This is a genomic window from Agrilactobacillus fermenti, assembly GCF_021030645.1.
Lineage (GTDB): Bacteria > Bacillota > Bacilli > Lactobacillales > Lactobacillaceae > Agrilactobacillus > Agrilactobacillus fermenti.
Genome location: NZ_JACGCJ010000003.1, coordinates 98766 through 113709 on the forward strand (window position 1 = coordinate 98766; position 14944 = coordinate 113709).

Below are 14944 nucleotides of genomic sequence, written 5' to 3' on the forward strand. Positions count from 1 at the left end.
TAACACGCCTCAATTCCTAATTTGCTTGGACAGCAATCCCCACTAATCCAGGACCAGTATGAACTGCTAATGCTGGTGACACACTTCCAGTATATATCTTTTCCATCGGCAATTGGGCGCTGATTTTATCTACTAAGCGGTGCATCAGGCTGGTATCGTTGCCTTGAGCTACTGCAATTTTGAAGTGGGCTGCTTTTTGTGCCTGTCCAACTGCAATGTTGACTAGTTTATTGAGTGCCTTTGTTTCTGAGCGTGATTTGATAATTGGATAATAAATCCCTTCTGTATCACAAGAAATAACAGGTTTGATCCCTAAAGCTGAACCTAAAATACCAGCAACTTTGCCAATTCGGCCACCAGCAATTAGATATTTCATAGTGGGAATATAAAAGTAGACTCGACTCAGACGAACTGATTTAGATATACGATCGACAATTACCTTAAAATCAAGATGTTCATTAATTAGATCTTGTGCATAGGCCGCAATCAACCCGCTGCCGATACCAACACTTTTTGAATCAACAACCGACATTTCCAATGCATCGTTTTGCTGTGCAGCTGCAATAAAGACTTGATTCGTGATAGATAGACCACTAGAAATAGTTACGGCAATAATTTGGTGGTAACCCTTTGCCACTAAATGCTCGATACCCTTTTGGACGAGACCAATTGTAGGACTGGCCGTTTTGGGGATTTTATCTTGGTCAAGCAACTGATAAACTTCTTCGGGTTGGATTGTTTGGCGGTCAAAATATTCAGTATGATCGTAGTTTACGATTAATGGCACAATTTCAACATTATCCTGCTTGGCAATTTCGGCAGGAATATCAGAGGCAGAATCAACGAGTAAGCCTATTTTTACGGACATGGTGGAGGACTCCTAGCAACGTTAGTTTTGATAACTACAATATGTAGTATTGTATACTGATTAATACAGTTGTCAATACTGAGAAGAGTCAACCTAGTTTTTAAATATTTTATTGACGCTAGAAACCATTTATGCTATTCTTAATACCGGTTGTTTTACTGCCTAAGACTCAGGTGACATTTTGTCTTAATACCCTGCCGAGGAGACGTATTGATTTAAGATACCTCTATGTCTAGGTGGGCATGGAGTTTTTTTATACTCCAAACCAAACTTTATTTGGAGGTGAACTAATTGGCTAACGAAAAAATCGTAGCAAAGAAAGCAGAAGCTGTTGAAGCTATCGTTGAGAAGTTTCAAAAAGCTAAATCTATCGTTGTTGTTGACTATTTAGGCTTAACAGTTGAAGAAGTTACTAATTTACGGGCACAATTACGTGAAGAAAATATCGAATTCGCTGTTGTTAAGAATACTTATTTACGTCGGGCAGCTGACAAAGTAGGTTATGAAGGCTTAGACGAAACATTCTCTGGTCCAACTGCTGTTGCTGTTTCTTATGACGATGTTGTTGCTCCAGCTCGGATCATTGCTAAGTTTGCTCAAGGCGTTGATGCTATTGAGATCAAAGGTGGTATGATCGAAGGTAAAGTTGCAACACTCGAACAAATCGATCAATTATCCAAGCTTCCAAGTCGCGAAGGTCTACTATCAATGTTGCTTTCTGTATTACAAGCACCAGTTCGCAATGTGGCATATGCTGTTAAGGCAGTTGCTGATAGCAAGGGCGACGACTCTGCTGCTTAATTATCACACAATAAAACAAGATTAATTGGAGGATACAAAACATGGCATTAGATGTAAATGCAATCGTCGATCAATTAAAAGACGCTTCTGTTTTAGAATTGAGCGATTTAGTAAAAGCAATTGAAGATGAATTCGGTGTTTCTGCAGCTGCTCCAGTTGCAGCTGCAGGTGCTGCAGGTGCTGATGGTGGCGCTGCTGAAAAGACTGAATTTGACGTTGAATTGACTGAAGCAGGTCAAGAAAAAGTTAAAGTTATCAAGGAAGTTCGTACAATTACTGAACTTGGCTTGAAAGATGCTAAGGGCTTAGTTGATAACGCACCTTCAGTTCTTAAAGAAGGCGTTTCTAAAGAAGACGCTGAAAAGATGAAGGAAACACTTGAAGCTGTTGGCGCAACGGTTACTTTGAAATAATCATCTTTTAATTATGAAGTCAAGAATTCTGATAGCAGAGTTCTTGGCTTTTTTTGTTACGCTTAATTGGGTCCAAAATGCTTAAGATGAATTATGAATATTTAAACATCACTGCCTAACAATCCTGTCACTTCCATGTGGTTCGACTTAAAATCATGTATAATAGGGCTATTATTAGTTGGAGGAATTCGATTTGAAGCGCATGTATGCAAAATTAAAGGGTTTTGTGATTAGTCATAAAGCGTTATTAAAAGCTATTTTTATTCTGTCTGTATTGATTTTTGTGATTTTAGAAATCGGTCGAATTGGCAGAGACATCGATCGCCAACAATTGCTGGCTAGTTTAAGCAGTCAGAGCCCATTAACGATTTTATTGATGTTGGTGCTCGGGTTGGTGGCAGTGACACCAATGTTGAACTATGATTTTGAAATCCAGGACTTTTTGCCAGAGCGCGCACCAACTAAGTATATTTTAAAAGCAGGTTGGACCGTTAATACGTTCAATAACCTGATTGGCTTTGGTGGCGTACTGGGGGCAACACTGCGAGCTAATTTTTATGGTAAGAATGCTTCTCGCAAACAGATATTATTTGCCATTTCCAAAATTGCACTCTTTCTTTTATCTGGATTATCTTTACTTAGTTTAGTGTCTTTGATATTGATTTTTGTCTTTCACATTGGCTCTGTTTTTGCGACCTACTGGATCTGGCTAGTAGGTGGTTCGTTATATACGCCTAGCTTATTATTAGTGACTCATATGCGTGAATCTGAGTTCTTCAGTGATTTAAATTTAAAAAAAGAATTACGCTTAGCAATTGGTTCATTATTTGAATGGGGCTTTGCTGGTGTTTTTTTCCTAATTATCGGCTATTTCATGGGTATGAAAAATTTAGCAGCTGTCTTTCCACTGTTTATGATTGCAAATGTGGTTGGGGTTGTTTCGATGATACCCGGCGCAGTCGGTACGTTCGATGTCTTTATGATTCTTGGGTTACGGGCGGTTGGTATTGATCCGGGGGTTGCTGTTGTTTGGCTATTATTCTATCGGATTTTTTACTATATTGTGCCATTCATCATCGGCTTGGTGTTCTTTGTTCAAGATGCTGGTGGGCGTATTAATAAGTACTTAGATGATATTCCTAAGCAAGCGCTAAGTAAATTTGCCCATGGCTTAGTCGTTGTATTTCTCTATGCTTCAGCAATCATCATGTTGCTAGCAGCAACGGTGCCTAATTGGATCAGAACAGCACATTTTATTTCTGAACTATATCCTTATCTATTCGCCTTTTTAGATCGTACTTCAAATATTATTGTGGCTTTCTTGTTGATCGGTTTAGCTCGAGGGGTAGCGAATCGAGTGCAGCGGTCTTTTTGGCCTACTTTGTTCGTGTTACTCATTGCCATTGCGAACACTTTGGTGCGGGATTTTTCTGTAACTTTGCTAGTAATTTTTGTGTTGGTATTAATTGCTATGATCTTGACTAAAAATGAACTCTTTCGTGACCGTTTAGAACCCTCTTGGGGTGGGCGATTGTTGGATGGCGGAGTTTATACTTTGACATTTGTTTTATATGCTTTGGTTGGTTTCTTTAATTCACCACGAATTCACCATCGGCACCCAGTTCCTGAGGCATTACTATTTCCCTCAGAGCGTTTATGGTTCATGGGTTTGATTATTGTGATCATTGCTGCATTGGTCCTGTTATTAGTACAAAATTATTTGAGTCATGGCGGTCAATCCTTAGATGCAGGTTTTGATGCGCAACGAATCAAACACGTTATTGACACATATGGCGGCAACGAAGTCAGCCATTTGGCTTTTTTACGTGATAAAGCAGTATATTATTATCAAGTTGATGGCGAAGATAAAATATTCTTTTTATTTCGTAAGAAAACGAATAAGTTAATTGTGATGGGGGAGCCTGTGGGTGATCAAGTTTATCTGACAGAGGCGATTCAAGATTTTATAGCTGCGGCAGATAAGCAGAATCTATTGGTGGTTTTTTACGAAGTATCCGATTCATTCACGATGCTGATGCATGAATTTGGTTATGACTTTATTAAGTTTGGTGAAGAAGGCTTTGTCTCGCTGCCAGAATTTAACATTCATGGGAATAAACATAAGGGACAGCGTGCTTTAATGAATCGGTTCAAACGCGAAGGGTACACCTTTGGCATGCTGGAGCCACCTTTTTCCGATCAAGATTTTGCCCAGTTAAAATCAATCTCAGATAGCTGGCTCGCTGGTAAGACAGAAAAAGGCTTTTCGTTAGGTTTCTTCGATCGTTATTATTTAGAACAAACCTCGATTGCCGTGGTGCGCGATCAAAAAGGACAATTAGTGGCTTTTGCCAATTTAATGCCAACAGGAGATCATGAAGTCACAAGCATTGATTTAATGCGACATAGTCAACAAGCACCGTCAGGGATTATGGATCAAGTCTTCATTAATTTGTTTTACCAAAGCCGCGATGAAGGCTATCATTATTTCAATATGGGGATGGCACCGCTGGCTAACGTTGGCATCTACCAGCATGCCTTTTTAGGCGAGCGTGTGGCGCATTTAATTTATCAATATGGTTACCGTTTTTTCAGTTTTGCTGGTTTAAAATCTTACAAGAACAAATATGTTACGAAGTGGGTTTCGCGGTATATTGTTTATCCGCGGCATAGCTCATTGGTATTCACGATGCTGCAAATCTTGTTAGTCGTTAATCGACGTATTTCAGCTTCTGATTATAATTCAAGACTAGTACGACCAAAGTTTTTTACTAAAACAACGAACAATTAAATAATTAGGAGTAGACCATCTATGAGTGATCACTATTATAGTAATGAACCTACCGCTGCCCATGATCGGGCCAGGTTTGACTTTGATCTTTTAGGTAATTTACTGACATTTACCACGGATAGCAGTGTTTTTTCGAGACATACAGTGGATTTTGGATCCCGAGTTTTACTATCTGTGATACCTGAAGTCAAGGTTATATCAGGACCGATATTAGATGTCGGGTGTGGCTATGGTCCAATTGGCTTAGCGTTAGCTAAATATTTTCCTGAACGTCAAGTCACGTTGACTGATGTGAACCAGCGTGCACTGCAGTTAGCGAAAGAAAACGCCGTTGCAAATCGAATCGAAAATGTTCAAATCAAGACTTCTGATGGCTATGCTCAAGTTCAGGATACTTATGCCGCCATTTTGACAAATCCACCGATTCGAGCTGGTAAAGCAGTTGTTGACCGTATCTTACAGGAGGCTGAAGCACATTTACTGCCTGGGGGTCAGTTATTAGCTGTGCTCCAGAAAAAGCAAGGGGCGCCCTCCGCAAAACGGCTCTTAACTGCAGCTTTTGGCAACTGCCAAGTCCTCAAGCGCGATAAGGGATATTATATTTTACAAAGTTTTAAGAAATAACTTAAGCTTTCATCAACCTTTTTTAGTATTTTAAAATTAATACTTATAGTGTATTGTTACAATAAGGGAGGATGATCTGATGGATCAGACCAAAAAGCACGCTTTAAAGGTTGCTGCTGTTCTAGGTGCCAGTGGTTCAATTATGTATTTGACAACGACGCGGATCACCAAACATGTGCTGGATATGAAACGAAAGCAACAGTTGAAACATTGGCTGCAGACATATATTAACGATGAGCACCAATTGGAGCATATGGTGGATCATTTATCAAGTGTCGCGATAAAGCGCTTGATCAAAAATATAACGACAACAATTGATCAATCGGAACATATTGTTGCGGAAGCATCTGGTCAATGGAGTGAATTTCAGCAGGCAATTCAAAATAACACCTCAGTACCTAGATATTAGGTATCTAGATTTCTAAGTTATTGGAGTGATTGAGATCATTCAAGATCAGCAAGCGGTTGATTATTATATGCATGAAGCAATTGTGGAAGCTAAAAAAGCGGCGGCAGTGGATGAAGTGCCAATTGGGGCAATTGTTGTGGACCATGGGACAATCGTGGCGCGCAGTTTTAATCATCGTGAATTATCACAAAATGCTTTAGCCCATGCGGAAATACTGGCTATTAATGCAGCTTGTCAAGCTAAACATAGCTGGCGGTTGAGCGGTATGGATCTTTTTGTCACTTTGGAACCTTGTTTAATGTGTGCAGGCGCAATTATCAATAGCCGTTTGGATAGTGTTTATTATGGCGCCTTTGATCCTAAAGCTGGCGCTGCTTTTAGTGTGACTGATGTTTTTGCTTTACGGCCCTTGAATCATCATCCGCAAGTTATTGGCGGCATTGAAAGTGATGTCTGCGGGCAGTTATTAACCGATTTTTTTCGAAAGATTCGGCGACAACGGCAAGCTGGTAAACGGCCACATTAATTTTAGCAAGGTGGTACAATACCTCGTGCCAAGTGGTGGTTGTTTTAGGATACATGTGTTTCAAGATTAGCATTGTGTTTTTTTTAAAACTGCGATATAATATTTTACGCCGTAAGGCCATAAGACAATGTCTTACTTATGAACCGTGTCAGGTCCGGAAGGAAGCAGCACTAAGTTTGCTGAGGCATGTGTCTTATGTTTTATGAGAAATTAAGCTGGGTGGCCGGGACAAAACAGTCGTTTTGTTTTCGGCCACTTTTTCGTCACAATATTTATAGAATTTATGCTATGATGTTTATTGTTATCGGTAACTTGAAAAGGAGGTTGACCCTTTGAGTTATCAAGCGTTATATCGGGTTTGGCGACCGCAACGATTTGCAGATATCGTTGGGCAAGAAATGATCACACGAACGTTAAAAAATGCAATCGTCACTGGACAAACCAGTCATGCTTATTTATTCGCCGGGCCTCGTGGTACTGGGAAGACCTCGGCGGCAAAGATTTTTGCAAAGGCCATCAATTGTCCAAATCAAAAAGATGGCGAACCTTGCAATGAATGCGCAATCTGTAAAGCAATTACGGCAGGAACACTTAATGATGTGATTGAAATTGATGCGGCTTCCAACAATGGTGTTGAGGAAATCCGTAATATTCGGGATAAAGCCAAATACGCGCCGACTGAAGCAACTTATAAAATTTATATCATTGATGAAGTGCATATGTTGTCTACGGGCGCCTTTAATGCTTTACTTAAGACTTTAGAAGAACCGCCGGCTAATGTTGTTTTTATTTTGGCAACAACAGAGCCTTATAAAATTCCGGCAACGATTATTTCGCGAACGCAAAGATTTGATTTTAAACGTATCACACCCCAAGATAGTTACCAGCGGATGGCTTATATCTTAAAAGAAAAAGGCATCGATTTTGACCAAGAGGCCCTCAAGATGGTGGCGAAAGCTAGTGAAGGCGGGATGCGAGATGCGTTAAGTATCTTGGATCAAGTACTTTCTTTCAGTGATAACAAATTAACAATGACGAATGTCTTAGATGTCACTGGGGATCTATCACAGACACAGATAGATACGTTAATGGGGACAATTCAGGCTAATGATACAGCTCAGGCATTGACCCAACTACATCAGATTTTGGCTGATGGGAAAGATGAACAGCGACTATTAGAGGATCTGATTGATTATTGCCGTAATTTATTGGTCTATCAGCAGGCACCTCAAGTCATTGCTGAAACTGAACTTACGAACGTTTCAGATGGCTTCAAAAAGCTAAGTCAGACTTTTCCCGCAGCACGGCTTTACCGAATGATTGATATTTTAGATGATGTGCAGCAGCAACTGCGTTTCACAAACCATCCAGATATCTATTTGGAAGTCTTAATGATAAAATTAAGTGCTGCACAAAATTCGACCGAATCTAAAGTACATTTGGATTCGACGACGGCAGCAGAGCCAGCAGCTGCGGCACCCGACGCGATGGTATCTAAGTTAGAGGATCAGGTTAAGGCATTGAGCCAGCAAGTTCAGCAGCTGTCTAAAGGCACGTCTAGCAAACCCAAGCGTCAAAACCGAGCAACAACAAGTACACCGCACAAGGTCAAAGTCAATAAAGCCGCAATCTATCCAATTCTTGATTCAGCAACGAGACAAGCCTTGAACCGGTTTAAAGAAGTTTGGCCAGATTTGATGAACATGTTGTCGATTACTAAGCGAGCAGTCATGAATGTTTCTCGGCCGGTTGCCGCTAATGAACATGGTGTTATAGTAGCGTTTGATTATCAATTATTCTTTGAACGGGTCATGAATGATCAGGATTTACTTGATGAACTTAAAGCTGGTTTAAATAAGTTATTGGGTGATCCACCAGAGATTGTTTTAGTACCGCATGAAGATTGGCCGGTCATTCGTAAGGAATATTTGCAAACTGATCGGTTAAAATCAGCAAACGGCCAGTCTGGTGCACCAGCAGCCGAAAATGAGGCTGAAAAAGTGCCCAAAGGAACGAAAAAAGCGTTAGAATTGTTTGGAAAAGATATTGTTGAAGTCCATGAAGATTAAATAAAAGGAGTCGGTCATAATGCGTGGTATGCCAGGAAATATGCAAGGTATGATGAAACAAATGCAAAAGATGCAAAAAGAAATGGGTAAGGCGCAAGAAGAATTGCACGCAACAGAGTTTACTGCTTCAGCCCCTGATGAGATGGTCAAAGTTGTTTTTACGGGCGATAAGAAAATGAAAGATATGCAGATCAATCCTGAAGCAATAGATCCAGATGACCCAGATATGTTGCAAGATTTAGTGATTGCCGCAGTGAATGATGCGATGAACCAAATTGATCAAGCAACCGAAAAGAAATTAGGTAAGTTCACTAAAGGCATGCCAATGTAATCGGAAAGGAGCTGGCTTATGCAGTATCCTGAACCAATTGCCAAGTTGATCGATAGTTACATGAAATTACCAGGAATTGGCAGTAAAACGGCAACAAGATTGGCTTTTTATACGATCGATATGCAGACTGATGATGTGCAGGCTTTTGCTAAGAGCTTAATAGCCGCCAAAAAGGATCTACATTACTGTAGTATTTGCGGCAACATTACTGAATCTGATCCTTGTGATATTTGCCGTGATAAAAGCCGTGATCAATCAGTAGTGATCGTGGTAGAGCAGCCTAAAGATGTGATGGCCCTAGAAAAAATGAATGATTATCATGGCCTGTATCACGTTTTACATGGGGTATTATCGCCTATGGAAGGGACTGGCCCAGAAGACATCAATATTAAGTCTTTGATCAAACGTCTGCAAAAAACACCGATCAAAGAGGTCATTATTGCGACGAATGCCACGCCAGAAGGTGAAGCCACAGCTATGTATATTTCCCGGCTGATCAAACCAGCTGGGATCAAAGTGACACGCTTAGCTCATGGTTTATCTGTCGGCAGTGATATTGAATATGCGGATGAAATGACTTTACTAAAAGCAGTGGAAGGCAGACAGGAGATGTAATGATGGGATTTTTCCGTAATAAAAAAACTTCTATTCGCCAACAAGCTGACCAGGAATTACTAGATCTCGCTTTTGTTTTACGTGAAGAGATTCTCTCCTATACAGAAGTTGACTCATTAGCGGTTAACGGTGCGGGTGGGCAAGATCCCCAGTTACTGTTACAGAAAGCAAAATACGATTATATCTACAAAGAAATCCGACGCCGGCGTGTTTCCAGTAAACGGATCGCCCCAGATATGTTCCAGTAACTTTAGAAACTTGAGTACAGACGTAAACGGTTTTAATTAAAAACAGTTTTGGTCTTGAACTCAAGTTTTTTATTAAGAAAATTGGCTTTTTAGACTTCTTGAAGCCAACTAATGTTTCCAGTAAAATGAAAGTATATTTCAATTAATGAATTGAGGAATTTAGATGCCAGGAATATTTATCACCCTTGAAGGCCCTGATGGCATGGGTAAAACATCAGTGTTAAAAGCACTATTACCTAAATTAACACATATCAGTCAACGTCCTATATTGGAAACAAGGGAGCCTGGTGGCAGTAAAATAGCCGAAGAGATTCGGCACATTTTATTAGACGTTAACAACACACAAATGGATGATCGCACAGAAGCATTGCTGTTTGCAGCCGCACGACGCCAACATATGGCAGAGGTTGTAGAACCGGCATTGGCAGCTGATCAAATTGTTTTCTCAGATCGATTTGTGGATAGCTCAGTCGCTTATCAAGGCGCTGGTCATGAAGTCGGTGAACAAGCGGTTTATAATTTGAATTTATTTGCGACTAAGGGCTTGCTACCTGATTTAACCTTATTGTTAGATGGACCAGTTGAAGTTGGGCTGCAACGGATCCAAAAGTACCGGCAAAATCAAAATGATCGCTTGGATCAAGAAACTTTAGCTTTCCATGAGCGTGTGCGCGCCTCATATTTACGGTTAGCGGCGAAGTATCCTCAGCGTATCGTGGTTATCGACGCGACCCAAACGCTATCTGATGTCGTCTCGGCTTGTCAGAGCCAATTGATCCAACACTTTCCAGAGCTTTTCAAGGAGGCATTCAAATGAAACTAATTGTGGCAATTGTTCAAGATAAAGATGCAAATACGTTGAGTAGTGAATTTGTAAAGGCTAATGTGCGCGCAACTAAACTTTCAACAACAGGTGGCTTCTTAAAATCAGGTAATACGACGTTTATTATTGGTATTGACGATGAGCGAGTTGAAGATGTTTTGAAGATTATTCGGGAAACTTCACATGCTAGAGATCAATTTATGGCCCCACCCGTAAATGTTGATGTTACAGGTGATTCATCCATGTCTTATCCAATTGAGGTTCAAGTTGGCGGTGCAACTGTTTTCGTTGTCCCTGTGGAACAATTTCATCGTTTCTAATGGCTCTGATTATTGAACAACTTCAACCTAAGCTAGTAGCTCAGTTTGCCCAGATCATTACCAAGCAGCATTTGGCTCAAGGCTACCTTTTTGCTGGTCCAGCAGGGTCTGGTAAGTATGAATTGGCTCAATGGCTAGCGATGAGTCAGTTCTGTCACCATCTTGAGCAAGGCCGCCCTTGTGGTCAATGTTCAGAATGTCGCCGAATTCAGCAAGGGAATCATCCTGATGTGATTCAAATTAAACCGGATAATCAGACAATTAAAGTTGAATCGATTCGTTATCTTAAAAGCGAGCTTTATAAATCTGGTATGGAAGGTAACCGACGGGTATTTATCGTTACAGATGCTGAAAAGATGTCCGTTAATGCTAGTAATAGTTTACTTAAATTTCTGGAAGAGCCGGCCAGTGATGCTTTGATTGTTTTGACCACCACAGCTAAAAGCCAAATTTTACCAACAATTTTATCGCGGATGCAGATTATTGATTTTCGTGGATTATCGAAACAAACTGTGTATCAAAACTTTTTAACTCAGGGCTCAGCACCGGAGAATGCACAATTAGCGGCTTTATTAACTCAAGATTACCAACAAGCAAAAGCTTGGCAAGAATCAGCGGCATTTAATCAGCTTTTGACGGCGGTTGTGAAATGGCTGCTGAAAATATTCAAACACGATGATGAGGCTTTTATTTATGTTCAAACTTTGATTATGGCAGCGACTAAGACTACCGAAGATCAGCAGTTGGCCTTAAGTATGATCATTAATTTTTATGATTTTTTATTGCAGGTAAGGTATGATAAGAAAGAAATCATGAATACGTCACTACAGCAATTATTTGAGGCCGCCCAGCATGAGACGGTTGAAGAATTGGCGGATCAGTTAAACTTAGTCTTAGATATGTCCCGTCAGCTGCGAATGAATGTTGGTTTCGAAAACTTTCTGGAAGCGTTGACCTTGAGGTTGTTAAAATAGAAGGTGATCAAATGAATTTGTTTGAAATCAAATTTTCCGGTGATGCGACTCACAAAGTTTGTGTTGCCGATGCTCATTATCCAGTTAATGAATTTGTCATTGTCCGTTACGGCCGTGTGCAAATAATCGCCCAAGTTACTGCTGTTATGGCTGAAAATATGATGGCCGCGGATGTTCCAGTTAATGCGTTAAATATCGAACATGCAGCTACTGCAGCTGAGTTACAGTTAAATCAAGAAAATCAAAAAGCAGCGGCGGCTGCATTGGTTATTGCACGGCAGAAGGCTCAGCAACATCATTTGAAGATGAAGTTGATCGAAGCCGAATACTCTTTAGATAAAGAGAAATTAATTTTTTACTTTACGGCGGACAAGCGCGTTGATTTTCGGAACCTTGTCCGAGATTTGGCCAGTATTTATCGTACGCGCATCGAACTACGTCAAATTGGGGTTCGCGATGAAGCTAAAATTTTAGGTGGCATCGGTCCCTGTGGCCGGCAATTGTGCTGCAGTACTTTTTTAGGTGAATTTGTGCCAGTATCCATTAAAATGGCTAAAAATCAGAATTTATCGTTAAACCCGACTAAAATTTCTGGTCTTTGCGGTCGCTTGATGTGTTGCTTGCAGTATGAAGATGCCGTTTATGAGAAGGCTAGGCAGACGTTGCCAGATTACGGCCAAAAGGTTATGACTGAACAAGGTATTGGTCGTGTGGTTGGCTTAAATTTTTTAGCTGACTTGGTCAAAGTACAGTTAACGGATCATAGTGTGCCAATGGATTATACTAGTTCAGAAGTTAAAGTTATCAATTCATAATGAGGAACTTGATTAAAAGAAGGCAAGAAGGTGCGCACTTGCAAAAAGAAGATCTTTATGATCAATTACAAGCACTACAAAAAGCTCAAGAAACGCAATTGCATCAGCTAATTGGCATGCAAGACGACCTAGCAAAAGTGTTGGAAGAGAATAGCGAGTTAAAGATTGAAAACACGCATTTACGTGCTCGGCTGCAAGAACTCGAGGGTGCAAATGGCAAAGATGATGATACCCAGCGTCTATCTAAATCACGGCAAAACCTTGAAAAGTTGTATGAACAAGGATTTCATGTTTGCACTTATATGTATGGCTCTAGGCGAGAGAATAACGAGCCCTGCGCTTTTTGCTTAGACGTGATTTATGGGCAGCATCAACTTTGATTAAAGTAGAGGTTTTAGTTTGGAAACACAAAAGATAGATCAGCATGGTTCAAAAGGCACATTGTATTTGGTGCCCACACCAATTGGTAATTTAGAAGATATGACATTTCGAGCCGTAAAAACGTTAAAAAACGTGACTCTAATTGCGGCAGAAGATACGCGTAATACGCAAAAATTACTGAATCATTTTGAGATCGATACGAAGCAAATATCTTTTCATGAGCACAATACACAACAACGGCTGCCTCAATTATTAGAAAAATTACAGCGTGGGCAATCTATCGCACAAGTGTCTGATGCGGGGATGCCTTCAATCAGTGATCCGGGAAAAGAATTAGTGGCGGCCTGCATTTCAGCGGACATTCCGGTTGTGCCTTTACCCGGACCTAACGCTGGTTTAACAGCATTGATTGCCTCTGGTATTGAACCACAGCCGTTTTTATTTTATGGGTTCTTACCACGTAAAAAGTCAGAACAGCGTCAGGCACTTCAGAACCTCAAAAATGAAACAGCGACCATGATTTTTTATGAAAGTCCTTTTCGAATTGAAGACACATTACAAAATATGGCTCAAGTATTTGAACCAAAGCGACAAGTAGTGGTTGCCAGGGAATTGACCAAGAAATTTGAAGAATTTATTCGTAGTGATCTTGGGTCAATTGCTGAGAGATTGACCCAGCACGTTTTGAAGGGTGAATTTGTACTTATTGTTGCTGGTGCCGATGGCGAAATGGCACCAGTACAATTATCTGACGCACAAATCATTGCGACCATTCAGGCGGAAATCGACCGTGGCGTGCAGCCTAACGTGGCCATCAAAACGATTGCTAAGCAAGTTGGACGCAAAAAACAGGTGATTTATAACCTATTTCATCAAATTTAAATAAACAGAGAGTAAGTCAAAAGGTGTTGCCTTTTGGCACACGTTTAAACCAAAGATGGTCGCAATTAATAGGTGGTTGAAGACAAAACTTTAGTTCTGTTTCAGCCACACCATCAATTTAAGTAAAGTAGGTGGCAGTCGGCGTGGCACGACAAATCTTGAGCCGAATCCAGCGCGTCCCATTTTATGAAGTCAACACTTTTCAAGAGTGGCATGTTTCAACCATGCTTAACGCTATGTTGGCAGTGGCAGATGACCAATTAGATCAGTTAAACGCTGGTGACGAAGTTATGCATGCAAAAGCGTTGGGGTGGGTCATTACCCAGTACCATTTTGATATTCAGCGTTTTCCCAAGTCAAAAGAGACAGTTACTTTGAGTTCATGGGCAGATAGCTACAATCAGTTTTTTTCTTATCGAGACTACCAAATGACCGACGCGATGGGGCAGGAATTAGTACATATTAATTCTAGTTGGGTTATGATGAGTTTTAAAACACGAAAAATGGTCCGTGTGGATCCAGAAATCGTTAAAAATGTGATTGCTGATCCAATTCGCAGTGTGAAAAAATTTCCTAGGATCCCTAAAAAAGATTATACCGGTGCTCAACAGAAGCCTTATCGGGTGCGTTATTTTGATATTGATGCGAATCAACATGTTAATAATGTTCATTATTTTGATTGGATGATTGATACGCTGGATTTGGCTTTTATTAAAAAATATGTGATCGATACGATCGATATTCGCTATGAACGTGAGGTTAAGTACGGTGAAACGCCCGTTAGTTCAGTAATTGTTGAGCCAGATGAATCGGATAAAAGTGTGACGACTTATCATCAGATCAAAACGGCCGATCGTGTGAATACTGAATGTGAAATACACTGGCATTTACGTTAAAGGTTAGTATGAGGGTATAAAATACAATGAGGAGGCTGGGACATAAGCCACGCAAAATAAAATAATCGTAGTTTTCAGACTGATATTGAATCTGAAAACCACGATTATTTTTTTAACGATTGATTTTCTAAAAATAACATTGACTTTGAGGGTCAGTT

Annotated in this window: 18 protein-coding genes, 1 other RNA gene and 1 other annotated feature; of the genes, 18 read left to right on the plus strand and 1 reads right to left on the minus strand. The window is 40.3% G+C overall.

The genetic code is table 11. The annotated features are described in order from the left end of the window. Positions 1–16: 16 nt before the first annotated feature. Positions 17–868 (minus strand): DegV family protein, encoded by an 852-nt coding sequence (locus FHQ08_RS01755; RefSeq protein ID WP_230912666.1) that lies wholly within the window; start codon positions 866–868, stop codon positions 17–19. Between the two features lie 143 nt (positions 869–1011). Further along, positions 1012–1132 (plus strand) — a sequence feature (ribosomal protein L10 leader region). Positions 1133–1159: 27 nt separating this feature from the next. On the opposite strand from FHQ08_RS01755, the gene rplJ reads away from it, so the two are divergent. The 18 genes from rplJ to FHQ08_RS01845 all read left to right on the plus strand — a co-directional run bounded on the left by rplJ (position 1160) and on the right by FHQ08_RS01845 (position 14786). Next, positions 1160–1669, plus strand: a complete 510-nt coding sequence (rplJ, locus tag FHQ08_RS01760; protein ID WP_230912667.1) for a 50S ribosomal protein L10 — start codon at positions 1160–1162, stop codon at positions 1667–1669. Between the two features lie 41 nt (positions 1670–1710). After that, positions 1711–2082, plus strand: a complete 372-nt coding sequence (rplL, locus tag FHQ08_RS01765) for a 50S ribosomal protein L7/L12 (protein WP_230912668.1) — start codon at positions 1711–1713, stop codon at positions 2080–2082. A 193-nt stretch (positions 2083–2275) separates the two neighbouring features. Further along, positions 2276–4873 carry a bifunctional lysylphosphatidylglycerol flippase/synthetase MprF gene (gene mprF / locus FHQ08_RS01770; RefSeq protein WP_407929107.1) on the plus strand — a complete coding sequence of 866 codons (2598 nt, stop codon included), beginning with the start codon at positions 2276–2278 and terminating at the stop codon, positions 4871–4873. A 21-nt stretch (positions 4874–4894) separates the two neighbouring features. Then, entirely contained in the window at positions 4895–5497 is a 603-nt protein-coding gene (locus FHQ08_RS01775; RefSeq protein WP_230912669.1) for a class I SAM-dependent methyltransferase, read from the plus strand. 79 nt (positions 5498–5576) lie between these two features. Further along, positions 5577–5906, plus strand: coding sequence for a hypothetical protein (locus FHQ08_RS01780; RefSeq protein ID WP_230912670.1), 330 nt, complete (start codon positions 5577–5579; stop codon positions 5904–5906). 37 nt (positions 5907–5943) lie between these two features. Further along, on the plus strand, positions 5944–6432 hold the full coding sequence (locus tag FHQ08_RS01785) for a nucleoside deaminase (RefSeq protein ID WP_407929109.1): 489 nt from the start codon (positions 5944–5946) through the stop codon (positions 6430–6432). A gap of 110 nt (positions 6433–6542) precedes the next feature. Next, positions 6543–6640: signal recognition particle sRNA small type (ffs, locus tag FHQ08_RS01790), an RNA gene on the plus strand. A 124-nt stretch (positions 6641–6764) separates the two neighbouring features. After that, positions 6765–8501, plus strand: coding sequence for a DNA polymerase III subunit gamma/tau (dnaX, locus tag FHQ08_RS01795; RefSeq protein ID WP_230912671.1), 1737 nt, complete (start codon positions 6765–6767; stop codon positions 8499–8501). Between the two features lie 19 nt (positions 8502–8520). After that, positions 8521–8832, plus strand: coding sequence for a YbaB/EbfC family nucleoid-associated protein (locus tag FHQ08_RS01800; protein ID WP_230912672.1), 312 nt, complete (start codon positions 8521–8523; stop codon positions 8830–8832). Between the two features lie 18 nt (positions 8833–8850). Beyond that, the gene (recR, locus tag FHQ08_RS01805) at positions 8851–9447 is read left to right on the plus strand and encodes a recombination mediator RecR (RefSeq protein WP_230912673.1); all 597 of its coding nucleotides are present in this window, start codon (positions 8851–8853) and stop codon (positions 9445–9447) included. A gap of 2 nt (positions 9448–9449) precedes the next feature. Beyond that, the gene (locus FHQ08_RS01810; RefSeq protein WP_230912674.1) at positions 9450–9695 is read left to right on the plus strand and encodes a DUF2508 family protein; all 246 of its coding nucleotides are present in this window, start codon (positions 9450–9452) and stop codon (positions 9693–9695) included. A gap of 163 nt (positions 9696–9858) precedes the next feature. Next, the gene (gene tmk, locus FHQ08_RS01815) at positions 9859–10512 is read left to right on the plus strand and encodes a dTMP kinase (RefSeq protein WP_230912675.1); all 654 of its coding nucleotides are present in this window, start codon (positions 9859–9861) and stop codon (positions 10510–10512) included. Then, positions 10509–10838: a cyclic-di-AMP receptor gene (locus tag FHQ08_RS01820; RefSeq protein ID WP_230912676.1), complete on the plus strand. Its 330-nt coding sequence runs from the start codon at positions 10509–10511 to the stop codon at positions 10836–10838. Before tmk ends, FHQ08_RS01820 begins: the two co-directional genes overlap by 4 nt. Further along, a complete protein-coding gene (gene holB / locus FHQ08_RS01825) occupies positions 10838–11812 on the plus strand; it encodes a DNA polymerase III subunit delta' (RefSeq protein WP_230912677.1) in 975 nt (324 codons plus the stop codon). The genes FHQ08_RS01820 and holB overlap by 1 nt, the downstream gene beginning before the upstream one ends. 11 nt (positions 11813–11823) lie before the next feature. Next, a complete protein-coding gene (locus tag FHQ08_RS01830) occupies positions 11824–12627 on the plus strand; it encodes a PSP1 domain-containing protein (protein WP_330166062.1) in 804 nt (267 codons plus the stop codon). A gap of 38 nt (positions 12628–12665) precedes the next feature. Continuing rightward, positions 12666–13007, plus strand: coding sequence for a DNA replication initiation control protein YabA (locus FHQ08_RS01835; RefSeq protein ID WP_230912678.1), 342 nt, complete (start codon positions 12666–12668; stop codon positions 13005–13007). A 19-nt stretch (positions 13008–13026) separates the two neighbouring features. After that, the gene (gene rsmI, locus FHQ08_RS01840; RefSeq protein WP_230912679.1) at positions 13027–13890 is read left to right on the plus strand and encodes a 16S rRNA (cytidine(1402)-2'-O)-methyltransferase; all 864 of its coding nucleotides are present in this window, start codon (positions 13027–13029) and stop codon (positions 13888–13890) included. Between the two features lie 143 nt (positions 13891–14033). Next, positions 14034–14786: an acyl-[acyl-carrier-protein] thioesterase gene (locus tag FHQ08_RS01845; RefSeq protein ID WP_230912680.1), complete on the plus strand. Its 753-nt coding sequence runs from the start codon at positions 14034–14036 to the stop codon at positions 14784–14786. Positions 14787–14944 lie beyond the last annotated feature (158 nt).